The sequence below is a fragment of the Fuscovulum blasticum DSM 2131 genome, from assembly GCF_003034965.1.
GTDB classification, from domain to species: Bacteria; Pseudomonadota; Alphaproteobacteria; order Rhodobacterales; family Rhodobacteraceae; genus Pseudogemmobacter; species Pseudogemmobacter blasticus.
The window spans coordinates 21249-42228 of record NZ_PZKE01000019.1 but is presented as its reverse complement, the minus strand read 5'-3'; the positions used below and the strand labels follow the sequence as shown (position 1 = coordinate 42228).

The window sequence follows — 20980 nt, the reverse complement described above, 5'->3', positions numbered from 1 at the left end:
ATCAGGCGCAGCATTTCGGTCACGCGGGCCTCGCGCTCGGCCCGGGGCACGCCCTTGACCTTGAGGCCGAAGCCGACGTTTTCGGCCACGGTGAGGTTGGGGAACAGCGCGTAGGCCTGGAACATCATGCCGATGTTGCGGGCATTGGCGCGCAGCCCGGTCACATCCTGCCCGTCGATCACGATGCGGCCGGCGGTTGGGCGTTCGAAGCCGGCGACCATGCGCAGGACCGTTGTCTTGCCGCAGCCTGATGGCCCAAGCAGAGAGACGAATTCCCCCTTCTCGACGGCAAGCGAGAAATCCTTGACCACGCGGTTGGCGCCGAAGGACTTTTCAAGATGGTCAATCGAGAGATAGGACATCAGCCCTTTGCCCTTTCGTGTTTGGCAAAACGTGTGGCCAGTTGCATCAGCCCCATGCAGCCCCAGGTCAGCGCGAAGGCGATCACGGCCAGCGCGGGGGGCTCATAGGCGCGGTTGGCGCCCATCAACTGCATGAAGGGGCCGAACGCGGGCCGGTTGAGAAGCGCCGCCATGGTGAATTCGCCCATGACGATGGCCAGGGTCAGGAAGGCGCCGGACAGGACGGCCGCCATGACATTGGGCAGGATGACCCGGCCCAGAATGGTGACCCAGCCCGCGCCCAGGCTTTGCGCGGCCTCGGTCAGGGTGGCCACGTCGATGGTGCGCAGCCCGGTATCGACGGCGCGATACATGTAGGGCAGGGCAAGCGTGGCATAGCCCATGGTCAGCAGGATGTCGGTTCCGACGGCAGAGCCGGTCAGCGGCAGGAAGGACGAGGTGTTGTAAAGGCGGATGTAGCCGAACACGATCACGATGGCCGGAATGACCAGCGGCAGCAGGGTGATGAATTCCACCACGGGGCGGGCCTGCGGCAGCTTGAGCCGCACCCAATAGGCCGTGGGCATGACAAGGAAGACGCCGAAGACGATGGTGGCCACCGCCAGCTTCAGCGAATAGCCGAAGGTTGCCCAGAAGTTCGGGTCGGCGAAGACAACGCGATAGGCATCCAGCGAATATTCGCCGCGCCGCATCCGCAGCGAGAATTCCGCCATGCCGACCAGCGGCAGCAGGAAGTAAAGGCCGCCAAGGATGAAGACGATCCAGGCAAGGGTGCGGATCATTTCAGCCACCTCTCGGACCGGACGCGCAGCCAGATATACAGGATGTTCGCCGCCGCCGTGATGAGGATCATCCCGAAGGCCAGCGCGTATCCCAGGTTGGGGTTGCCCAGCACATCGCCCCGGATCTGCGCGAACAGCTTGATCGGCACGATGTTCAACTGCGGGCCAGTCAGGGCAAAGGCCGTTGCGACCGCCCCGAAGGCGTTGGCGAACAGAAGGGCGAAGGTGCCCAGGATCGCCGGGAACAGGATCGGCAGCGCCACCATCCGCCAGTATTGCGCGCCGGTGGCGCCCAGAACCTCGGCCGCCTCGCGCCATTCGCGTTTCAGCCCGTCCAGCGCGGGGGTGATGATCAGGATCATCAGCGGGATCTGGAAGAACAGATAGGTGATGACGAGGCCCCAGTAGGACAGCAGGTTGAAGCCCATGGCGCGCAGGTTGATGCCGAATTCGGTGCGCAGCCAGACGGTGATCAGCCCGACCGGACCCAGCGTCGCGATGAAGGCAAAGGCCAGCGGCACGCCCGCGAAGTTGGAAGCGACGCCCGAAAAGGTAAGAAGCGGGCTGCGCAGGAACCGCGGCAACCCGCCAAAGGACACCGCCGCCGCCATGCCAAAGCCCACCAGGCACCCCAGCGCCGCCGTCACGAAGGACAGCTTGATCGAGGTCCAGTAGGCGCTGCGGTTCGAGGCCGTGTTGAGTTCAACGAAATTCTGCAGGGTGAAGCCGCCCCCCTGTGCCTGAAAGGCGCCGATGACGATCTTGATCGTCGGCAGGATCAGGAACAGCAGGGCAAAGGCGAGAAAGGGCAACAGCCCGAGCCACGCCAGATGAGGGCGTATCCGCGAAGGTCTGGTAGCCATGGGGTTCCCTGTCCTGCGGGCTTCTGTTGGCCCGTCTGATGGAACCCGCCCCGGCTGGTGCCGGGGCGGGGAAGGCGGTCTTACTCGACGTTGGCGCCGACGGTGCTGTCCCAGCCGGCGGTGACGGCCGTCTTGTTGTCGTTCACTTCATCCAGCGTGGGGAAATAGGCCTTGGCGTAGGCTTCGGCCGGCGGCATGGCATCGAGAACTTCCTTCGAGACCTTGCCCGCGGCAACCAGTTCGTTGAAGCGCGCGGTCTGGCAGCCGGCCTTGATGTAGCCAAGCTGGCCTTCGTCCGAGAAGATGTGCTCCATCCACAGTTTCGCGGCATTGGGCTGCGGCGCATAGGCGCTGATCGCCTGGACATAGACACCGGCCAGCGCGGCCGATTTCGGGATCACCACCTCAACCGGCGGGTTGCCCTTCAGCGAATTGCCCCAGCTCAGGCCGTTGTAGTCCCAGGCGATGACGATCGGGGTGGTGCCCTGCGCCAGCGTGCCGGCCTTGCCGATGACCGGAACGAAGTTGCCCGCGTCATTGAGCTGCTTGAAGAACTCAAGCCCCTTTTCGCCGGCTTCCTTGCCGGGCGCGCCGCCCATGGCCATGCCCGCGGCCAGCACCGCCAGGATCGCCTGGTTCGAGGCGCGCGGGTCGCCGGCCAGCGACACCATGCCCGCATATTCGGGTTTCAGCAGATCAGCCCAGTCCTGCGGCGGATTGGGAACCATGTCCTTGTTCACCACAAAGCCCATGACGCCGTAATAGGCCCCGTACCAGTGGCCATCCGGGTCCTTGATCGCGCCGGGAATCGAATCCCAGACCGCCACCTTGTAGGGTTGCAGCAGACCTTCGGCCTGCGACGACGGGCCGAAGGACAGGCCAACGTCGATCACGTCGGGCGCCTGCGGACCCTTGTTGTCCTTGTTGGCCTTGATGGCCTCGACCTCATCGGCCGAGCCGGCGTCGGGGTTCAGTTCGTTGACCTTGATCTCGGGGTACTTGGCCTTGAAGGAGGCGATGATTTCGCCATAGCCGCACCAGTCATGCGGCAGGGCGATGGTGGTCAGCATCCCTTCGGCCTTGGCCGCGGCGATGGTTTCCTCTGACTGGGCAAAGCCGGCCGCGGCCGACACCATCACCGACAGGCTGACGGTGGTGCCGAGAATACGCTTGAACATCATCTGGGTCTCTCCCGGGTTGTTTACCGCTCCTCGCCTTGTTCGCGTTTCATGGGGCGACGGCGAGGTTTGCCAGCGAAGTGTAGCGAGGAAGACGGACGCCTCACAAGCTGGATTGTTGAGGCCGGACGCACCGGCATGGCGACGCGGCGTCAAGTCGCCTTAAGGCTGTGTTTCACTTGCGATTCTCATGCCAGGCGCGAGGCCGGGGCTGCCAATGCGGCAGAATGGCTGCGGCCATGTCTCATGCCGGGGGAAAATGCCGCATCCGACCGGATGAGACGGCCCTGGAATCGGATATTCGATTGACGGAAGCGCACCCCCGGCCCCTATGCTGCCGTTTTGACAAGTTCGGTTTCCGGTCACTGCAGGAGCGCCCTCATGCCGGCCTATGAATGGTACGCAACGCCTGTGAACAGCGCCGGAACATCGACGGCTGCCTCGACAATGGTGACGGTGTGGGTGGGGCCTTCGAACCCGGGCGGCTACACCATCTTCATCCTCGACAGCAACGGTGACGGTCTGGTCAATGCGCAGGAATGGCAAAGCTATACCGGGGGCGGGCTTGGTCTGAACGGGGGAACGGCGACGGTGCTGTTCGACGGGGCCCCCGGCGGGGCAGGGATCATCTATTCCGCCACGGCCTATCAGGCGGGTATACCGGGCCTGAAGGCCGGCCTGAGAAACCAGTTCAATGTCGATCCGGCCAATCTGGACGCGCCGCCGCCGCCCTGTTTCTGTGCAGGAACGCTGATCGCGGTGCCCGGCGGGGCGCGCCCGGTTGAGGAGTTGCGCCCCGGCGATCTGGTGACGCTGGCCGATGGCGGGTCAACGGCGGTCATCTGGGTCGGCCGGCGGCATCTGGGGGCGGAAAGCCTGCAACAGCGGCGGCATCTTTGCCCGGTCATCATCCCGCAAGGCGCCCTTGGCGGGGGCAGGCCCAGCCGGCGCCTGGCGCTTTCGCCCCACCACCGCGTTCTGCTGAGCGGGCCGCACATCGCTGCGGCCTGTGGCACGGCAGAGGTGCTGGTGCCGGCGATCCGGCTTGTGGGGCTGGCGGGCATCCATCTGGCCGACCCCGGACAGGGCGTGACCTACCACCACCTGCTGCTGCCCCGGCACCACCTGCTGCTAAGCGAGGGGCTGGTGACCGAAAGCCTGTATCTGGGAATCCAAGCCCGCCGGATGTTGCCGGTGGATGTTCGCGACAGGCTGCCTGCCGAACTGGGCCTTGGGCCGGATGAACTGCCGGTGCCGGCGCGGCCGCTGATCAATGGCATCGCCGCACGGCAGGCCATATCGGCATGGGACACCACCACCCCGGCGCAACAGCCCTGCGCGCCGGGCGCCGAACTGGCCGAAACCGCCTGAGACCGGCGCCTTCGCCGTTCCGCGTGGGGTATGGTTCCTGTCGAAGGCAAGCCCGGCCCCATCATCAGACTGGGGGGCCGGGAAGTCCGAAGGGGCCGGCAATCGCCTCTCAGGCTGCCAGATCGGGTTGCACAAGGCTGCGCGCCTGCTTCCCGCGCTGCGGAAACGGGCGTGCGGGTCTGGGCTTATCTTGCAGGAGTTCGGGGAACAGCATGGCAATTTCCTCACTCGCCGCTTGCCCCAGCGCCTTCAGCGCCTCGGCCCCGGTGAACAGGGATTCCGAAAGCGATTCCTCGGCCCAGACCAGTTGATGCCGGTCGAACAGCAGGTGGACATAGGTCACCGCGGTGTCAGGCATGACCTGTTCCACGCCGGGCAGCCCGGTCAGGTGATGCGCCGCGACAAGGATCTCGTCGCTGCCAAGCATGTCGCGCGCCGCATCCCGGCGCAGGAACATGCGGTGCTGGCGCGACACCAGCAACTCGCGGCGCGGCAGGCCTTCGCCCAGGCTTCCGACCGCAAACCGGATGGGCCGCAGCTTCGGATTGAGCTGCATCTCGGCGCGCGACACGCGGCGGTGCCCGATCCAGCGCAGCGGCTGCGCGCCGCCGTCCAGCGTCATCACCAGATCGCCGGGACGCAGGGTTTCGATGGGCTGCGGGCCGGTTGGCGTGGTGATCAGGGTTCCTGCGGTAAAGCAGGGCAGGGCATATTCCCCGATCTGCGTTTCGAGAATGGTTTCGTCGGTGGTGAAGATCTGGCCGGGGGTGACGCCGGCATCGGCCACGATGAAGCCCATCTGGCCGTCGAGCTGGCCCGGAACATTGGCGGTGATCGCCATCCAGCCTTCTTCATCTTGCCGGGCATACCAAACGGCATCCGGCTGGCCGATCCCGACCGAGTAGGACTGCCAGGTCGCGCCGTTGTCGGTGGAATATTCGATGATCATCGGCGCACCGGGCACCACATCGTTGTCGCCCGGTTCCATGTCGCCCTGAACCGTCAGGCGCCAGCCGGTGATCTGGTTGACCGAACCGATGGCCCCCGAACTGACCAGACGGTCGCCCGGATGCGCGCTGTTGATTTTCAGGTTCTGCGACCCGAAGACGCTGGTTAGGCCGGCTGAGTTGAAGTTGCCAAGCTGATTGTTGGCAAAGTTCAGAACATAGGTAGCCACGATTACACCATTTACAAAGGGGACTGGTTACACGGACACTGGCACAGGGGCTGAACGTCAGACCCGTTTCCGGTGTTATCACCGGCGCCCCGCCTGCGCAAACCCGTCTGCCGGCAGGGGCCGGAAACCGGCGTGAAACCGCATCCGGCGGCAGGGTTACCCCTGGGTCAGGCTGTGGCGCAGCTCCTCGGCCCCGCGGCGCAGGTCGTTGAGCGGCCCGGAGTTGTCGACCAGAACATAGGCTGCCTGGCCCTTTTCAAAGACAGCCAGCAGCCGGCCATCCTGTGTGGTGGTATCGACGGGCGTGTCGGTTGCCGTGCCGGGCCCCTTGTCGCTGCGCCGTACGCTGAACAGCATGATCTCGCCCAGGTCCGGGGTGTCGATCACCAGCGCGATCCCGGGGCGTTCCGGCGTTGCCACCACCTGGGCGGCCCGCACGGACCAGCCCGCCGGCAGGTCGGGCAGGGGGATGCCAAGCCGGTCTGAAATCGCCTGGGCATCCTTCGACATCGGGCCAAGTTCGCCTGACAGCATCAGCCGAAGGGACACCGCATCCTGCGCGTCCAGCGCGGTTTCGAAAATCTCGGCGGTGCCGGAGCCTTGCATAAGCAGCGCCGATCCAGAGACCAGGGACTGCGCCGTCCAGCCGACCACGAACATGGCCGCCGCCGCCGCGAAGGGGGCCCAGTGGCGCAGGCGATGCCGGCTCTCAAGCCCCCGGCTGACGCGGGCCGCCGCCAGATCAAGCCGCGGGTCGGGCGGGGCGTCGATCGTGCCAAGCGCCAGCCGTAGGCCTTCTGTCAGGTGCAGGTCCGACATGACTTCGGCCGCCCGGTCGGGCTGCCGGGCCAGAAATGCCGCCACGGCAAAGCGCCGTTCGCCATCAAGCTGGCCGTTCACGAAGGCATCAATCTCAAGATCCATGTTGGTGTCACGGTCAGGTGTCATCGCGTCCTCGCACAAGCCTGAGGCGGGTGGGTTCGGGTTTTTCGGTGGGGCCGTTTTCAAAATCGCGCAGGGCCGCGCGCGCCCGGGCGACACGCGACATGACGGTTCCGGCCGGAATTGCCAGAACGGCCGCGACCTCGGCCACGCTCAATCCTTCGACGGCCATGAGGTGCAGGGCCTCGCGCTGGTCTGCGGGCAGCGCAAGAAAGGCGCGGCGCAACTGGGCCAGCCGCGCCGCGTGCTCGCCCTCGGGCAGAACGAAGCCGGGCGTGGTTTCCGCCCAGGCCTGTTCGCGGGCCAGCGCGGATTTCCGGGCGCGCAGCGTGTCGATGAAATGGTTGTGCAGGATGGTCATCAGCCAGACACGCAGATCGGCGCCTTCGCGGAAGGTGGCCCGTCGCTCATAGGCGCGCAGAAGCGCGCCCTGCACCAGATCGTCGGCCTCCTGACCGGCCCGCGTCAGAACCCGCGCATAGCGGCGCAGCGCGCCAAGGCAGGGTTCGATGTCAAGCCGGGTCATGTGGCATCTTCCGTTTCACCCCGCACGGTAGCGCGATCCCTTCTCTCCGACCAGGGCGGCATTCCTTTGGCGAAGCTGTGCGGCAGCCTCGTCATAGAGGAACGGTAGAAAGGCGAAGCGGCGGCCGCGTGTCACCTTGCCAACCTTGTGCAGAAGCGAGCAGGAAAAGACCACGGCCCCGCCGGGCGGCGCCTTGAAGCTGCGCGGCCCGTATTCGGGGAAGCTGACCTCTCCGCCGTCGAAATCGTCGTTCAGGTTGATCGAGACCGCAAAGCGCCGGTGGGCGGTGCCGGCGCTGGTATTGTCGCGATGCGCCGCGAAATGCCCGCCATCCTTGGCGGCGTAGCAGGACACGATGTAACGCTCCATCCGGGTGACCTTGAACTGATGGACCTTGGCAATTTCCGGCACCACGCGCTGCGCAATGCGCGACCGGAGCCCGGCGATGAGGTTCATGTCGTGGATGTCATAGTCCTTGCGGCGTTTGTGCCTGGCATCGCTTATGCCGACGGTGCGGCCGCCGACATCGCGCATGAAGCCGCTTTCGTGGCCGCCGTTGGTTTCGTAAAGCCCGATCAGGTGGCGGCACAATTCCGGTTCAAAGACATTCGGCAGGTAAAGGACGGGCGCCTGCAGTTCGATCCCGGCAAAGCGGGCCGGCGGGGGCAGGGTTTCAACCAGCCGGATGAAGGCGGCCGCATCGCTGCCATCTTCGCGGAACGGGACCGTGGCGATGATCCGCATGGTCGGGTCGAGCAGCAGCCAGAATCGGGTTGCGGGCAGGGCGGGGGACCGGGTGTCCGGGGCCGCCGCGCCGTAAAGCCGGGCGACCGAAAGATCGAAATCCCAGAACACGCGGAAACCGGGAAGCTGGTTGGCAAGCCGGTTTTCGGTTTCGTCGGCCGGGTCGTTGCTGACCAGAAAGCAGGCCGCGGTCACATCGTTGAACAGATCGGGCCGCGCCAGAACCGCCCCGACCGCCGCGCGGGATTGCGCATCGGCCGCCGAACCCAGGAAGCACAGCGCCAGATAGCGGCCGGCCGCGGTATCGAAGTTGAACTGCGGATTGGCCGGGGTGCGCTGGGTGAAAGGGTGGGCCGGTTCGCCGGGCAGGGGAATTTCCGTCCGGGTGGGGGTGGTGCTGGACATACGCGCGCCTTACCTGTGATGCAGTTGCGCTGCATACGGAGCCCCTGTTCATCTTCATCCCGCAGACCTGACGTTTTTTCTGCGGATGGTCCTGCCGCCAGCCGGCTCATCGGCGATCTGCGGTTCCTTGCCGTTTGCCGCCGGTTCCGGCCGGGTGCCTTCGTCATGGCCGTGACGCCACCCGCTCGCTCTGCTATCAGCGCGCCTGTAATCGTGTGGCCCTGTAAGAACCAAGTGAGAATACCCCCGATGCCGAAGGAAAAGTCCGGCCTGGCCGGCTGGCTGGAGAGAAAGACCGCCGACAGCCTGCTTGTCCGGCTTCTGGTCGAAAGCTTTCCCGAGCATAAGGCGCATTACTTCGCAGCCATCATCGCGATGGTCTTCGTGGCGGGCACCACCGCCGCCTCGGCCTGGATCATGGGCGAGATCGTCGATTCGATGACGGCGCCGGACCGATCACGCGTTTACCTTGTGGCGGCCGGGGTGGCGCTGATCTTCTTCCTGAAGGGCATCGCGTCCTTTGCGCAGGCCGTGCTGATGGCGCGGGCGGGAAACCGCATCGTGGCGCAGAAGCAGATTCAGCTTTACCGCAAGCTGCTGGACCAGGGCGTTGCCTTTTTCAACAACACCGAATCCTCCGACGTTCTGCTGCGCGTGACCCAAAGCGCGCAGATGGCCCGTTCGGTGATTGACGTGATCGTCACCGGCTTCGTGCGCGACATGCTGACGCTGATCGGGCTGGTCGCGGTGATGATCTACCAGCAGCCGCTGCTTTCGGCTGTGTGCCTGGTTGTCGGGCCGGCGGCTGTTTTCGGGGTGCAGCTCATCCTGCGGAAGGTGCGTCATGTCATGGCGCAGGAAATGGCCGGCCTGACCGAGATCATCAAGGTTGTTCAGGAAACCTCGACCGGCGCCCGCGTGGTGAAGGCCTTTGCCCTTGAAAGCCAGATGGCGCAGCGGATGGAATCCGCCGTGCGTCAGGTCGAGAAGCGGGCGAACAAGATGGTCCGGCTGGAAGCGGCCACCTCGCCCCTGATGGACACGATCACCGGGCTGGCGATTGCCGCCATTGTCATCCTCAGCGCGGTGCAGGTCTTTGGGCAGGCCGCGGGCACCGCCGGGCAGTTGATGTCTTTCGTGACCGCGTTCCTGATGGCCTATGAGCCGGCGAAGCGGTTGTCGCGGATGCGGGTGACGATCGAAGGCGGCATGATGGGCGTGCGGATGATGTACGCCCTGCTGGACCAGCCGCGCAGCCTGACAGAAGCGCCGGACGCGGTTGATCTGACCGACGGGCCTTCGGGGCTGCGGCTTGAGGATGTGCGCTTTTCCTATGCGCCGGACCGGCCGGTGATCGACGGCATCACGCTGGATTTCGCGGAAGGCACGACCACCGCGCTGGTGGGTCCGTCCGGGGGTGGCAAGTCAACCCTGCTGAACCTGATGCTGCGGATGTATGACGCCGACAGCGGCCGGGTTCTGGTGGATGGAACCGACATCCGGCAGGTGACCTTTGCCTCGCTGCGGCGCAAGATTTCCTATGTCGGGCAGGACACGTTCCTGTTCTCGGCCAGCGTGATGGACAACCTGCGCATGGTGCGCCCCCAGGCCAGCGATGAGGAAATCATCGAGGCGGCGCGGGTCGCACATGCCGACGAATTCATCAGAAGTTTCCCGCAGGGCTACCAGACCCAGATCGGCGAGAACGGCACCTTCCTGTCCGGCGGGCAGCGGCAGCGCCTTGCCATCGCGCGGGCGGTTCTGCGCAAGGCGCCCATTCTGCTGCTGGATGAAGCGACCAGCGCGCTGGACAGCCATTCCGAGGTTCTGGTGCGCGACGCGCTGGATCGCATCACGCAAGGGGTGACCACCATCGTGGTTGCGCACCGCCTGTCAACCGTGATGCGCGCGGACCGCATCTGCTATATCGAAGGCGGCCAGGTCGCGGAGGCCGGCACCCTGCATGATCTGCTGCAGGCCGGCGGCAAGTTCCGGGCGCTTTATGATCAGCAGTTCGCGGGCGGCGAAAATTCCCCCTGAACGGGTGCCGCGACGGTGACTATCCTGTGTTGCCGGCAGGCGGGAATCGGCGTTCAGGATTTCTTGGTATTTTCGTGTGTTTAGCTTGAATCCGCCGATTTTCCGCCCTGCCGGCCCCGCGTGCCGCAACGGAACTGTGGTCGGCATTGACGGTTGTGGGAAGCGGACTTACGGACTGGCGAAACGTGTTGGTCTGACTGGAGGCCCTGTGGGCGGTAATATGATTTCGGACGGCCTTGCTGATGTGGTGGTTCTGACGCCGCGCCGGTTTGGCGATGAGCGGGGTTGGTTCTGCGAGACGTTCAGCGCGGCGCGGATGGCCGAGGCGGGGTTGGGGCATCTGAACTGGGTGCAGGACAACCACAGCTTCAGCGCCGCCAAGGGCACGCTGCGCGGGTTGCATTATCAGGCGCCGCCCCATGCGCAGGACAAGTTGGTGCGCTGCTCTCGCGGGGCGATTCTGGATGTGGCGGTGGATTTCCGCGCCGGATCGCCGACCTTTGCCAAATGGGTTGCGGTGGAACTGAGCGCCGCGAATGGCCAGCAGTTGCTGGTGCCCAAGGGGTTTCTGCACGGCTTCGTGACGCTGACCGACGACACCGAGGTGCAGTACAAATGCACCGATTTCTATGCGCCCGATTGTGACGGGGCCGTCCGCTGGGACGATCCGCAGATCGGAATCGACTGGGGCCTGACCGCGCCGCCGGTGCTGTCGGCCAAGGATGCCGCCGCGCCGCTGCTGGCCGATGCGCCGCGCCCCTTCCAGTGGGAGAACAAGTGATGAAGTTGCTGGTTACCGGCGGAATGGGGTTCATCGGCAGCGCCGTGGTGCGGCTGGCCGTGGCGCGCGGACATGAGGTGGTGAACCTTGACGCGATGACCTATGCCGCCTGCGAGGCGAATGTCGCGCCTGTGTCGGGATCGAACCTGTACAGCTTCGAACAGGCCGACATCCGCGACCGCGCCGCGCTGGAGCGGGTCTTTGCCACGCATAACCCCGATGCGGTGATGCATCTGGCGGCGGAAAGCCATGTCGACCGTTCGATCGACGGGCCGGCGGATTTCGTGGAAACCAACATCACCGGCACCTTCAACATGCTGGAAGCCGCCCGCGCCCACTGGATGCGGCAGGGCCGCCCGTCCGGCTTCCGCTTTCACCACATCTCGACCGACGAGGTGTTCGGCAGCCTGGGCGCCGAAGGGCAGTTCACCGAGGACACGCCCTATGATCCGCGCAGCCCCTATTCGGCGTCAAAGGCGGCCAGCGACCATCTGGTCCGCGCCTGGGCCGAGACCTATGGCCTGCCGGTGGTGCTGACCAACTGCTCCAACAATTATGGCCCCTATCACTTCCCCGAGAAACTGATCCCGGTCACGATCCTGAACGCGCTGCATGGCCGGCCGATTCCGGTTTACGGCACGGGCGAGAATGTGCGCGACTGGCTGTATGTGGAAGACCACGCCGATGCGCTGCTTCTGGTGGTGCAGAAGGGGGCGGTCGGGCGCAGCTACAACATCGGCGGCGAGAACGAGCGGCGCAACATCGACCTGGTGCGCACGATCTGCGCCCTGCTGGATGAGATGCAGCCCCGGGCCAAGGGCAGCTATGCCGAGCAGATCACCTTTGTGACCGACCGGCCGGGGCATGACGCGCGCTATGCCATCGACCCGGCCCGCATCCGCACGGAACTGGGCTGGCGGCCCAGCGTGACGGTTGAGGAAGGGCTGCGCCGCACGGTGCGCTGGTATCTGGACAACGAAGCCTGGTGGCGCCCGCTGCTGGAACGGCAGGGCGTGGGGCAACGGCTGGGAACGCGGGCATGAGCGCCGGACCGCAGGAGGCCGCGCGATGAAGCTGCTTGTCATCGGGAAAACCGGACAGGTCGCGCAGGAACTGGCGCGTGCCCTGCCTACCGATGTGACGGCCCGTTTCCTGGGCCGGGACGAGCTTGACCTTGCCAACCCTGCGGCGGCGGCACAGGCCGTTGCGGGGGGCGAGGCCGACGCCGTGATCAATGCCGCCGCCTGGACGGCAGTGGACAAGGCCGAGACCGAGGAAGCCGCCGCGCATCTGGTGAATGCCGCCGCGCCTGCGGCCATGGCCGAAGCTGCCGCGCGGCGCGGAATTCCCTTCCTGCACATCTCGACCGATTACGTCTTTGACGGGGTCGGCACCCGTGCCTTCCGCCCGGATGACAAGACCGGCCCGCTGGGCGCCTATGGCCGCACCAAGCTGGCCGGCGAACAGGGCGTGCGGGCCGCCGGCGGCGCGCATCTGATTTTGCGGACCAGTTGGGTTGTTTCGGCCCATGGCAGCAACTTTGTGAAAACGATGCTGCGGCTGGGGCAGGACCGCCCGGTCCTGCGCGTGGTGGCCGATCAGGTGGGGGGGCCGACGCCCGCCGCTGATATTGCCACCGCGCTGATCACTGCCGCGCGGGCCATGGTGCAGGGCGCCCCCGGCGGCACGCATCATTTCTCGGGTGCGCCGGATGTAAGCTGGGCAGAATTTGCCCGCGCCATCATGGCCACGGCCGGCCTGCCCGCGCAGGTGGAAGACATCACCACCGCCGACTACCCCACCCCGGCCCGCCGCCCGGCCAATTCGCGGCTGGACTGTTCGGCCTTTGCCGCCGCCTTCGGGGTAACGCGCCCCGACTGGCGCGAAGGCCTTGATCGTATCGTGAAGGAGCTTGTCGCATGACGCTTGCCAGAAAGGGCATCATTCTGGCCGGGGGGTCCGGCACCCGGCTTTGGCCCATCACGCTGGGCGTGTCGAAGCAACTGCTGCCGGTGCATGACAAGCCGATGATCTATTACCCGCTGAGCGCCCTGATGCTGGGCGGTATGCGCGAGGTGGCGATCATCACCACGCCCGAGGACCAGCCACAGTTCCAGCGTCTGCTGGGCGATGGCAGCACCTATGGAATGCGGTTTGAATGGATCGTGCAGCCCAGCCCGGACGGGCTGGCGCAGGCCTATCTTCTGGCCGAGGATTTTCTGGCCGGCGCCCCCAGCGCGCTGGTGCTGGGCGACAACATCTTTTTCGGTCATGGCCTTCCCGAACTGCTGGGAGCAGCCGATGCCCGGCCAGAGGGCGGTACCGTCTTCGGCTATCGCGTTGCCGACCCCGAGCGCTATGGCGTGGTTGATTTCGATGAGGCGGGCCGCGTCCGTGCCATCATCGAAAAGCCGGCGAAACCGCCGTCGAACTATGCGGTGACCGGGCTTTACTATCTGGACGGTCGCGCCCCCGAACTGGCGCGGCGGGTCAAACCCTCGGCCCGGGGCGAGCTGGAGATTGCCGATCTGCTGGAAATCTACCGCGCCGAAGGCAGCCTGAACGTTGAACTGCTGGGGCGCGGATTCGCCTGGCTGGACACCGGCACCCACGGCAGCCTGCTGGACGCCGGCAACTTCGTGCGCACCCTGGAAGAACGCCAGGGCCTGCAGGTGGGGTGCCCGGACGAGATTGCCTTCCGCAAGGGATGGATCAGCCGCGAGACGCTGCGCGAGCGCGCAAAGCTGTTCGCGAAGAACAAATACGGGCGTTATCTGAACGATATCGCGGGCTAGGGTTTCGGTTGCGCCGGCTGTCTCGACGTGTGCTTTGGACGGAGTTGGTTGTGGTTACTGGTTGGAAAGTGCGCCGCGAATTGGAGCGGCTATGGCAACAGACGAAGGGGATCGGCAATCAGTTGACCGACCCCGTGGTGCAGCGCAGGCTGGACAGTCTGGTGGAGGACGGGCTTCCGCTGTTGCAGGGCGCGATGCCCCGGGCCGACAAGATTGCGCTGCTCCTGATCTTCCAGCCGTCGGGGATTCAGCAGTCCACGCTCCGGACCTGCCGCTGGCTGGCCGAGGCCGGCTATGCGCCGCTGGTGGTGTCGAACGCGCAGATCGCCGAGGAAGATCGCGAGCCGCTGGCCGCGGTCGTCTGGCGCGCGGTGGAACGGCCAAACTTCGGCTATGACTTCGGTGGTTATCGCGACGGGCTGACCTGCCTTGCGCAATGGGGTGTTGAGCCCGAGGAACTGCTGATCCTGAACGACAGCATCTGGCTGCCCGTACTGCCCGAAACCGACATCCTGACACGGCTGGCCTTGGAACCCGCCGAGATTGCCGGGACGATCCTGCGAGAGCGGGGCGAAGAGCGGTTTCTGGAAAGCTATCTTTACCGGCTGCGGCGCCCGGCGCTGGAACATCCGGCCTTTTCGACCTTCTGGAAAAGCCTGCAGCTTACCTCGAACAAGTATCACGTCATCCGCCGGGGCGAGCGGGGGTTCAGCGCGGCGATGCGGGCCGCGGGTCTGCGCGTGGCCGGGGTTTACGACACATCGGCGCTGGTGGAACGGATCGCGGATCAGGACACCGATTTCCTTGAGCGGACGCTGCATTACGGCGCCTATATCGACCCCAAGCTTGCCGCCGAGCGGGACCGGCTGCTGTCATGGCGCCGGCCGGGCTGGCAGACTGCGGCGCTGGATCATGTGAGCCGGGTGCTGCAAAAGCGCATGGCCTATTCCAGCTTTCCCTATGCCATGGTGCACCTGACAGGCTACCCGCTGCTGAAAAAATCGTCCGAGCCGATCAGCCGGGCCTGGCGGGTGGCGCATATGAAGGCCATGGATGCCGGCGACCTGCCGCCGCCACCGCCGACCTTGCTGACCGAAATCCGCGCCCGCGACAGCGGACGCTGAGCCGAGTCCCCCGGGCCGCATTAACCGGCTGTTAACCGTACTGCGGCAGACTGGCGGGATGAAGCGCCTTCTTCCCCTGATTTTCCTGGCCGCCTGTGGTGCCCAGCCTGCGCCCCAGATGTGGGGGGCGGAACAGACCGAGGTAACCCGCAACGGCCGGCACTATGTGGTGTTCCAGAAGGGCAGCATGGTGGAAATCATCCGGCTTGGATATGCTCGCCGGGGGGAGCATCAACAGATCCGCGCCGATATGATCGAGCTGATTCCGCAGGTTACGGGGTGCCGGCTGCGCGAAACCTCGCTTCAGGGGGACAGTGGCGAAATGCGTGGACTGGTCACCTGTTAAGGATCAGCACCCAGCCCGCATAGGCCCCCGCCACCAGAAAGACCGCCGCCCAGCCGGGGTTGCCGAGGGCCAGTTCCGCCACACCCCAGGCCGCCGGCGCCAGCACCGTGGCCCAGCGGACCCAAGTCTTTGCAAAGAAAGGGTCTTTCGGGTCAATTAACCGCATGATTTCTGGGGCGTCCCGTGGCAGGATGGCGGAAAAGGAGGGCCTTACCATGCCGCAGATTTCCAAGGACTTTCAAGGCCAGACCGTGATCACCACCTTCGAGACCACCCCCGCGATGGCCTTTGACCTGATCGAGGCGCTGGAGGCCGCGCTGGCGGCGTGCATCTCGAAGCAGCCGGGGTTCATATCGGCGGGCCTGCATGTCAACGATGCCCGCACCCGCGTCTGCAACTATTCGCAATGGCAGCGGCGCGAGGATTATCAGGCCATGCTGCGCAACCCCGAGATGCGCGAACGCAATCGCCATATCAACGAACTGAGCAAGAACTTCGAGCCTGTGATGTATGAGGTTGTTACCGCCTACTGATGGAAACTTCCCGGCGAACGGGGTATGACCGGCCCCAGGCCGCCCTAGCCCCCTTGCCCTGACAAACATGCGCGTCGTCTATTTCGCCCTTTTCGTTCTGGCCTTCGTGGTCATCACCATCGTGGTGCTGGACCCGCAGTCGGCCCCGGCCGTGGCTGCGGTGCTGGCCGCGGTGGCCAGCTTCGTGCTGGCGCTGCGCGCGGCGCGCGGGCCCAGCCCGGCCACGCGCGACGCTGGCCAGAAGCGGCGCCCGTCGCGCGGCAAGCGGGCAACCCCGCGCTGGATCATCGTCGACGGGTCGAACGTGTTGTACTGGAACCCGGTCGGCCCGTCGCTGGCGACCGTTTCCGATGTGCTGCGCCTGCTGGAATCGCAGGGGTTTCAGCCGGTCATCTGGTTCGATGCCAATGTGGGCTACAAGGTTGGTGGTGACTGGATGGGTCCGTGGGAGCTGTCCAAGGTGCTGAACCTGCCGCAGAAGCAGATTCTTGTCGCCGCCAAGGGCCAGCCCGCCGACCCGCTGGTTCTGGCCGAGGCGCGCAAGCGCCGGGCTTCGGTTGTGTCGAACGACCGCTTCCGCGACTGGGCCGAGGATCACCCCGAAGTGACGCGCCCCGGTTTCCTGATCCGGGGCACGCACGGGCCGGAGGGCGCCGCGCTGAAGGATCTGGCGCTGGTGCCGCAGCAGGCGGCCTAACGCCGGCCGCGCCGCTTGACGCCGCCACGCTGGCCCGGCCGGCCCGCGGTGGAGCGGCCTGCGGATTTCACCGCCTCTTCAACCGCTTCCTCAACGGCTGACTGCCGCGCAAGCGGATCGTCGGCCACCGCCAGTTCCACCGCCTCAAGCCGCTTGATTTCATCCCGCATCCGGGCGGCTTCCTCGAATTCCAGATTCTCGGCCGCCTTGCGCATGGCGGTTCGCAGCGCGTCCAGATGGGCGGCAAGGTTCTGCCCGACCATCGCCTTTTCAACCTTGGCCGTCACGCGCGACATGTCGGTGTCGCCCTGATAGACACCCAGCAGCACATCCTCGACATTCTTCTTGATCGTCGTGGGCGTGATGCCGTGCAGCGTGTTATAGGCCTTCTGCTTTTCGCGGCGGCGGTCGGTTTCCGCCATGGCGCGTTCCATGCTGCCGGTGATGCGGTCGGCATACATGATGACCCGCCCTTCGGCGTTGCGGGCGGCGCGGCCGATGGTCTGGATCAGGCTGGTTTCAGACCGCAGGAACCCTTCCTTGTCGGCGTCGAGAATCGCCACCAGCCCACATTCGGGAATATCCAGCCCCTCGCGCAGCAGGTTGATGCCGACCAGCACGTCAAAGGCGCCCAGCCGCAGGTCGCGCAGGATCTCGATCCGCTCGATCGTGTCGATGTCGCTGTGCATGTAGCGCACACGGATGCCTTGTTCGTGCAGGTATTCGGTCAGGTCTTCCGCCATGCGCTTGGTCAGGGTTGTGACCAGCGTCCGCAGCCCCCTGGCCGAGACGCGGCGCACCTCGTCCAGCAGGTCATCGACCTGCATCTCGACGGGGCGGATTTCCACCTCGGGGTCGATCAGGCCGGTGGGGCGGATGACCTGTTCGGTAAAGACGCCGCCGGTCTGTTCCAGTTCCCAGGCCGCAGGGGTGGCCGAGACGAAGACCGATTGCGGACGCATCGCATCCCATTCCTCGAACTTGAGCGGACGGTTGTCCATGCAACTGGGCAGGCGGAACCCGTGTTCGGCCAGGGTGAACTTGCGCCGGTAGTCGCCGCGATACATGCCGCCGATCTGCGGCACGGTGACGTGGCTTTCATCGGCAAAGACGATGGCATTGTCGGGAATGAACTCGAACAGGGTGGGCGGCGGTTCCCCGGGGGCGCGGCCGGTCAGCCAGCGGGAATAATTCTCGATGCCGGCGCAGCTTCCGGTGGCTTCCAGCATTTCCAGATCGAAGCGGGTGCGTTGCTCCAGCCGCTGCGCCTCAAGCAGCTTGCCTTCGTCCGTCAGTTGCTTGAGCCGGTGGAACAGTTCGTCCTTGATGCCCTTGATGGCCTGCGCCAGCGTCGGGCGCGGGGTTACATAGTGGCTGTTGGCATAGATGCGGATCTGGGTGAAGCTGCCCGTCCTGGCGCCGGTCAGCGGGTCGAATTCGACGATGCTTTCCAGCTCTTCCCCAAAGAAGGAAAACCGCCAGGCGCGGTCTTCCAGGTGGGCGGGCCAGACTTCCAGACTGTCGCCGCGCACCCGGAACGACCCGCGCTGGAAGCTGCCCTCAAGCCGCCGGTATTGCTGCGCCACCAGTTCGGCCAGAATCTTGCGCTGGTCATACATCTGGCCAACGACCAGATCTTGCGTCATGGCCGAATAGGTTTCGACCGAGCCGATGCCGTAGATGCAGGACACCGAGGCGACGATGATCACATCGTCGCGTTCCAGCAGCGCCCGGGTGGCCGAGTGGCGCATCCGGTCGATCTGTTCGTTGATCTGGGATTCCTTCTCGATATAGGTGTCGGTCCGCGCGACATAGGCCTCGGGCTGGTAGTAGTCGTAGTAGGAAACGAAGTATTCCACCGCGTTGTCGGGGAAGAAGCTCTTGAATTCGCCATACAACTGCGCCGCCAGCGTCTTGTTCGGCGCAAGGATGATGGCCGGGCGCTGGGTTTCCTCGATCACCTTGGCCATGGTGAAGGTCTTGCCGGTGCCGGTGGCCCCAAGAAGCACCTGATCCCGTTCCCCCGCCAGCACGCCGGTGGCCAGTTCGGCAATCGCGGTGGGCTGGTCGCCGGCGGCCTGAAACGGCGTCTGCATGACAAAACGCCGCCCGCCTTCCAGCTTGGGCTTGGTCAGCACATCGGGGCGCGGATTGAGGGCATTCGAGTTGTTGTGGGGCATGTGGGTGATTCCCTTCGGACGGAACAGATTTGATCTGTTTTTGTTCCGGTTCAAGCGCCGGATTGCCGGAATCCGCGGAACCCGCTAAGGGAAATCCATGGGAGAAAAAATCGACACGCGCGCCATTGGCCTGGATACCGGGCTTGCCCTTATCAAATGGCTCACCGGGGCCGAGAATCTGCATTACGGGCTGTGGGACGGGCTTGAGCTGTCTGCCGGCAACCTGCGGCAGGCGCAGGACGCCTATACCGACAAGCTGTTCGGCCAGTTACCGGCGGGGCGGCTGCGAATCCTCGACATTGGCGGCGGGGCCGGCGAGACGGCCAGGAAGCTGATCGCGCTGGGCCACAGTGTCGAGATCGTTGTGCCGTCGGCCTATCTGGCGGGCCGGTGCCGGGCGAACGCCCCGCAGGCCGTGGTGCATGAATGCCGGTTCGAGGATTTCACCGGACAGGGGTCGTTCGACCTGTGCCTGTTCTCGGAAAGTTTCCAGTATATCCCGATGGAGTTCAGCCTGCCGCGCTGCCTGCAACTTCTGGCGCCCGGCGGGCAGATCCTGATTGCCGACTGTTTCCGCACCGAGGCCTATCTGGGGCGCGATGTGCATGGGCCCAAGCCCGGGGGCGGGCACAAGCTGACGGCCTTTCACGGCGCACTGGCCGGCCAGCCGCTTCAGCTTGCGCATGAAGAGGACATCACCGAAAGCGTTGCGCCCTCGATCACGCTGGAACAGCAGTTCTTCAACGTTCTGGGTCTGGGCGTGACGCGCTGCCAGCAGGAAATCCGCCGGGCGCGGCCGCGGATCTACTGGCTGCTGTCGCGGGTGTTGCGGCTGGTCCTGTCGGAAAAGCGCAGCCGGAACCTGATGTCACGGCTGGCCGACACGACCCGGACAGCCGAAGAATTCTGCCACTACAACCGCTATCTCATCCTGCGTTTGCAGCCGCGCTGACACTTGCCGGAAAAAATTACGGCAAAATTGGGGCGAGATGTGCATCAAAGGCTTGCGGTTCGCCTAAAAGTAGTGCAGCACTACAGGGCAAGCAGCACACCAAGCTGTCGGTCGATCGCGACCACACACCCATCCAACCTTAGCGATCGGCCGGCAGCAGTTTGTACGCCCCGCCTCCTGCGGCGTGCAGCCGAAGCGGGCCCTTGCGCTTTCCCCCCTGTTCGGACAAAACCGCTGTGACAGACGGAGGTTTCCATGCGCGCGCGCATCTACCAGCCAGCCAAGACCGCCATGCAATCGGGCACAGCCAAGACCAAGGGCTGGGTGCTGGAATTCGCCCAAGGGTCGGCCCGCGAGGTTGATCCGCTGATGGGCTGGACCTCGACCCGCGACACCCAGACCCAGGTGCGCCTTCGCTTTGATACGCGCGAGGCCGCCGAAGCCTATGCCGCCGCCCGCGGGATTGAAGTCGCCGTGACCGAACCCAAGGCGCGCAAGGCCAATATCCGTGCCCGCGGCTATGGCGAGAATTTCGCCACCGACCGCCGGGGCGTCTGGACGCACTGACCGCGGGCCAAGGCTTGCGGCAGGGTTCCGATCCTGCGAGTCCTTCGGCAAGGAGACTGACATGCCCGTGACCATTGCCGAAGAACACCCGCTGACCCCGGATCTGGAGCTGCTGTTCCAGCGCCATACCGCCGACATGCACGCCGATACGCCGCCCGAATCCATTCACATGATGGACAAGGGCGCACTGGCCAGCCCGGGCATCCGGTTCTTCGTGATGCGCGATGCGGGGCGTCCGGTGGCCATGGGCGCCTTCAAGCGCATTGATGCGACCCATGCCGAGATCAAGTCGATGCATGTCCTGGCTGAAGACCGCGGTCGCGGCCTGTCGCGCGCGATGCTGGAGCATCTGCTGGCCGAGGCGACGCGGGACGGATTTGCCCGCCTGTCGCTGGAAACCGGCGTCCAGCCCACCTTCGTGGCGGCCCGCGCGCTGTATGCGCGGGCGGGTTTTGCCGAATGTGGGCCGTTCGAAGGCTATCACGAAGATCCGAATTCGGTTTTCATGACGAAAACGCTTCGCTAGAAACAGCGCACGGTCGCGTAGCTCAGCTGGATAGAGCAGCTGCCTTCTAAGCAGCGGGTCGGGGGTTCGAGTCCTCCCGCGATCGCCAG

General features: G+C 65.3%; 23 protein-coding genes and 1 tRNA gene. 14 read left to right on the top strand and 10 right to left on the bottom strand.

Going from position 1 to position 20980, the window contains the following annotated elements:
- The 4 genes from C5F44_RS15390 to C5F44_RS15375 form a co-directional block, all read right to left on the bottom strand.
- Positions 1–362, bottom strand: a 362-nt coding sequence (locus C5F44_RS15390; RefSeq protein ID WP_146161967.1) for an ABC transporter ATP-binding protein, incomplete at its 3' end; no start/stop codon positions are given.
- A complete protein-coding gene (locus C5F44_RS15385; RefSeq protein WP_107674435.1) occupies positions 362–1144 on the bottom strand; it encodes an ABC transporter permease in 783 nt (260 codons plus the stop codon). The genes C5F44_RS15390 and C5F44_RS15385, both read right to left, overlap by 1 nt.
- Positions 1141–2007, bottom strand: a complete 867-nt coding sequence (locus C5F44_RS15380) for an ABC transporter permease (protein WP_107674434.1) — start codon at positions 2005–2007, stop codon at positions 1141–1143. The genes C5F44_RS15385 and C5F44_RS15380 overlap by 4 nt, the downstream gene beginning before the upstream one ends.
- Positions 2008–2087: 80 nt before the next feature.
- A complete protein-coding gene (locus C5F44_RS15375; protein ID WP_107674433.1) occupies positions 2088–3188 on the bottom strand; it encodes an ABC transporter substrate-binding protein in 1101 nt (366 codons plus the stop codon).
- Between the two features lie 378 nt (positions 3189–3566).
- Here C5F44_RS15375 and C5F44_RS15370 point away from each other — a divergent pair, with 378 nt between their 5' ends.
- On the top strand, positions 3567–4556 hold the full coding sequence (locus C5F44_RS15370) for a Hint domain-containing protein (RefSeq protein WP_107674432.1): 990 nt from the start codon (positions 3567–3569) through the stop codon (positions 4554–4556).
- Between the two features lie 109 nt (positions 4557–4665).
- Here C5F44_RS15370 and C5F44_RS18185 read toward each other — a convergent pair whose 3' ends face one another.
- The 4 genes from C5F44_RS18185 to C5F44_RS15350 all read right to left on the bottom strand — a co-directional run bounded on the left by C5F44_RS18185 (position 4666) and on the right by C5F44_RS15350 (position 8350).
- Positions 4666–5733: a Hint domain-containing protein gene (locus C5F44_RS18185; RefSeq protein WP_235822648.1), complete on the bottom strand. Its 1068-nt coding sequence runs from the start codon at positions 5731–5733 to the stop codon at positions 4666–4668.
- 156 nt (positions 5734–5889) lie between these two features.
- The gene (locus C5F44_RS15360) at positions 5890–6681 is read right to left on the bottom strand and encodes an anti-sigma factor family protein (protein WP_146161966.1); all 792 of its coding nucleotides are present in this window, start codon (positions 6679–6681) and stop codon (positions 5890–5892) included.
- Positions 6671–7201 carry a sigma-70 family RNA polymerase sigma factor gene (locus C5F44_RS15355; protein ID WP_107674430.1) on the bottom strand — a complete coding sequence of 177 codons (531 nt, stop codon included), beginning with the start codon at positions 7199–7201 and terminating at the stop codon, positions 6671–6673. The genes C5F44_RS15360 and C5F44_RS15355 overlap by 11 nt, the downstream gene beginning before the upstream one ends.
- A 15-nt stretch (positions 7202–7216) precedes the next feature.
- Positions 7217–8350 (bottom strand): 2OG-Fe(II) oxygenase, encoded by a 1134-nt coding sequence (locus C5F44_RS15350; RefSeq protein WP_107674429.1) that lies wholly within the window; start codon positions 8348–8350, stop codon positions 7217–7219.
- A gap of 249 nt (positions 8351–8599) precedes the next feature.
- On the opposite strand from C5F44_RS15350, the gene C5F44_RS15345 reads away from it, so the two are divergent.
- From C5F44_RS15345 to C5F44_RS15315, 7 genes are all read left to right on the top strand, one after another.
- On the top strand, positions 8600–10390 hold the full coding sequence (locus tag C5F44_RS15345; RefSeq protein WP_107674428.1) for an ABC transporter ATP-binding protein: 1791 nt from the start codon (positions 8600–8602) through the stop codon (positions 10388–10390).
- Between the two features lie 220 nt (positions 10391–10610).
- Positions 10611–11171 carry a dTDP-4-dehydrorhamnose 3,5-epimerase gene (gene rfbC / locus C5F44_RS15340; protein WP_107674427.1) on the top strand — a complete coding sequence of 187 codons (561 nt, stop codon included), beginning with the start codon at positions 10611–10613 and terminating at the stop codon, positions 11169–11171.
- Positions 11171–12214 carry a dTDP-glucose 4,6-dehydratase gene (gene rfbB / locus C5F44_RS15335; protein ID WP_107674426.1) on the top strand — a complete coding sequence of 348 codons (1044 nt, stop codon included), beginning with the start codon at positions 11171–11173 and terminating at the stop codon, positions 12212–12214. The genes rfbC and rfbB overlap by 1 nt, the downstream gene beginning before the upstream one ends.
- A 25-nt stretch (positions 12215–12239) precedes the next feature.
- On the top strand, positions 12240–13094 hold the full coding sequence (gene rfbD, locus C5F44_RS15330) for a dTDP-4-dehydrorhamnose reductase (protein ID WP_107674425.1): 855 nt from the start codon (positions 12240–12242) through the stop codon (positions 13092–13094).
- Positions 13091–13966, top strand: coding sequence for a glucose-1-phosphate thymidylyltransferase RfbA (gene rfbA / locus C5F44_RS15325; protein ID WP_107674424.1), 876 nt, complete (start codon positions 13091–13093; stop codon positions 13964–13966). The genes rfbD and rfbA overlap by 4 nt, the downstream gene beginning before the upstream one ends.
- Before the next feature lie 122 nt (positions 13967–14088).
- Positions 14089–15090 carry a rhamnan synthesis F family protein gene (locus C5F44_RS15320; RefSeq protein ID WP_181318293.1) on the top strand — a complete coding sequence of 334 codons (1002 nt, stop codon included), beginning with the start codon at positions 14089–14091 and terminating at the stop codon, positions 15088–15090.
- Between the two features lie 58 nt (positions 15091–15148).
- Positions 15149–15436 carry a hypothetical protein gene (locus C5F44_RS15315; protein WP_107674422.1) on the top strand — a complete coding sequence of 96 codons (288 nt, stop codon included), beginning with the start codon at positions 15149–15151 and terminating at the stop codon, positions 15434–15436.
- Here the strand turns inward: C5F44_RS15315 and C5F44_RS18040 are convergent.
- The gene (locus C5F44_RS18040; protein ID WP_164681953.1) at positions 15426–15602 is read right to left on the bottom strand and encodes a hypothetical protein; all 177 of its coding nucleotides are present in this window, start codon (positions 15600–15602) and stop codon (positions 15426–15428) included. The two genes, C5F44_RS15315 and C5F44_RS18040, sit on opposite strands and share 11 nt — an antisense overlap.
- 49 nt (positions 15603–15651) lie before the next feature.
- Here C5F44_RS18040 and C5F44_RS15310 point away from each other — a divergent pair, with 49 nt between their 5' ends.
- Positions 15652–15969: an antibiotic biosynthesis monooxygenase family protein gene (locus C5F44_RS15310; protein WP_107674436.1), complete on the top strand. Its 318-nt coding sequence runs from the start codon at positions 15652–15654 to the stop codon at positions 15967–15969.
- A gap of 67 nt (positions 15970–16036) precedes the next feature.
- On the top strand, positions 16037–16666 hold the full coding sequence (locus tag C5F44_RS15305; protein WP_107674421.1) for an NYN domain-containing protein: 630 nt from the start codon (positions 16037–16039) through the stop codon (positions 16664–16666).
- Here C5F44_RS15305 and uvrB read toward each other — a convergent pair.
- A complete protein-coding gene (gene uvrB / locus C5F44_RS15300) occupies positions 16663–18846 on the bottom strand; it encodes an excinuclease ABC subunit UvrB (protein WP_107674420.1) in 2184 nt (727 codons plus the stop codon). The genes C5F44_RS15305 and uvrB overlap by 4 nt on opposite strands.
- Before the next feature lie 97 nt (positions 18847–18943).
- Between uvrB and C5F44_RS15295 the strand changes: the two genes are divergently transcribed.
- From C5F44_RS15295 to C5F44_RS15280, 4 genes are all read left to right on the top strand, one after another.
- Complete coding sequence (locus C5F44_RS15295; RefSeq protein WP_107674419.1) at positions 18944–19798, top strand: class I SAM-dependent methyltransferase; 855 nt, start codon at positions 18944–18946, stop codon at positions 19796–19798.
- A 255-nt stretch (positions 19799–20053) separates the two neighbouring features.
- Complete coding sequence (locus tag C5F44_RS15290; RefSeq protein ID WP_107674418.1) at positions 20054–20365, top strand: ETC complex I subunit; 312 nt, start codon at positions 20054–20056, stop codon at positions 20363–20365.
- 61 nt (positions 20366–20426) lie between these two features.
- The gene (locus tag C5F44_RS15285) at positions 20427–20891 is read left to right on the top strand and encodes a GNAT family N-acetyltransferase (protein WP_107674417.1); all 465 of its coding nucleotides are present in this window, start codon (positions 20427–20429) and stop codon (positions 20889–20891) included.
- Positions 20892–20902: 11 nt separating this feature from the next.
- Positions 20903–20979: transfer RNA gene (locus C5F44_RS15280), tRNA-Arg, on the top strand.
- Position 20980 lies beyond the last annotated feature (1 nt).

Coding starts and splice junctions, on each gene's coding strand:
- C5F44_RS18040 (WP_164681953.1), bottom strand. CDS start 15,602: ATGCGGTTAATTGACCCGAAAGACCCTTTCTTTGCAAAGACTTGGGTC.
- rfbB (WP_107674426.1), top strand. CDS start 11,171: ATGAAGTTGCTGGTTACCGGCGGAATGGGGTTCATCGGCAGCGCCGTG.
- C5F44_RS15350 (WP_107674429.1), bottom strand. CDS start 8,350: ATGTCCAGCACCACCCCCACCCGGACGGAAATTCCCCTGCCCGGCGAA.
- uvrB (WP_107674420.1), bottom strand. CDS start 18,846: ATGCCCCACAACAACTCGAATGCCCTCAATCCGCGCCCCGATGTGCTG.
- rfbD (WP_107674425.1), top strand. CDS start 12,240: ATGAAGCTGCTTGTCATCGGGAAAACCGGACAGGTCGCGCAGGAACTG.
- C5F44_RS15305 (WP_107674421.1), top strand. CDS start 16,037: ATGCGCGTCGTCTATTTCGCCCTTTTCGTTCTGGCCTTCGTGGTCATC.
- C5F44_RS15360 (WP_146161966.1), bottom strand. CDS start 6,681: ATGACACCTGACCGTGACACCAACATGGATCTTGAGATTGATGCCTTC.
- C5F44_RS15355 (WP_107674430.1), bottom strand. CDS start 7,201: ATGACCCGGCTTGACATCGAACCCTGCCTTGGCGCGCTGCGCCGCTAT.
- C5F44_RS15375 (WP_107674433.1), bottom strand. CDS start 3,188: ATGATGTTCAAGCGTATTCTCGGCACCACCGTCAGCCTGTCGGTGATG.
- C5F44_RS15370 (WP_107674432.1), top strand. CDS start 3,567: ATGCCGGCCTATGAATGGTACGCAACGCCTGTGAACAGCGCCGGAACA.
- C5F44_RS15345 (WP_107674428.1), top strand. CDS start 8,600: ATGCCGAAGGAAAAGTCCGGCCTGGCCGGCTGGCTGGAGAGAAAGACC.
- C5F44_RS15380 (WP_107674434.1), bottom strand. CDS start 2,007: ATGGCTACCAGACCTTCGCGGATACGCCCTCATCTGGCGTGGCTCGGG.
- C5F44_RS15290 (WP_107674418.1), top strand. CDS start 20,054: ATGCGCGCGCGCATCTACCAGCCAGCCAAGACCGCCATGCAATCGGGC.
- rfbA (WP_107674424.1), top strand. CDS start 13,091: ATGACGCTTGCCAGAAAGGGCATCATTCTGGCCGGGGGGTCCGGCACC.
- C5F44_RS15285 (WP_107674417.1), top strand. CDS start 20,427: ATGCCCGTGACCATTGCCGAAGAACACCCGCTGACCCCGGATCTGGAG.
- C5F44_RS15315 (WP_107674422.1), top strand. CDS start 15,149: ATGAAGCGCCTTCTTCCCCTGATTTTCCTGGCCGCCTGTGGTGCCCAG.
- C5F44_RS15295 (WP_107674419.1), top strand. CDS start 18,944: ATGGGAGAAAAAATCGACACGCGCGCCATTGGCCTGGATACCGGGCTT.
- rfbC (WP_107674427.1), top strand. CDS start 10,611: ATGATTTCGGACGGCCTTGCTGATGTGGTGGTTCTGACGCCGCGCCGG.
- C5F44_RS15310 (WP_107674436.1), top strand. CDS start 15,652: ATGCCGCAGATTTCCAAGGACTTTCAAGGCCAGACCGTGATCACCACC.
- C5F44_RS15385 (WP_107674435.1), bottom strand. CDS start 1,144: ATGATCCGCACCCTTGCCTGGATCGTCTTCATCCTTGGCGGCCTTTAC.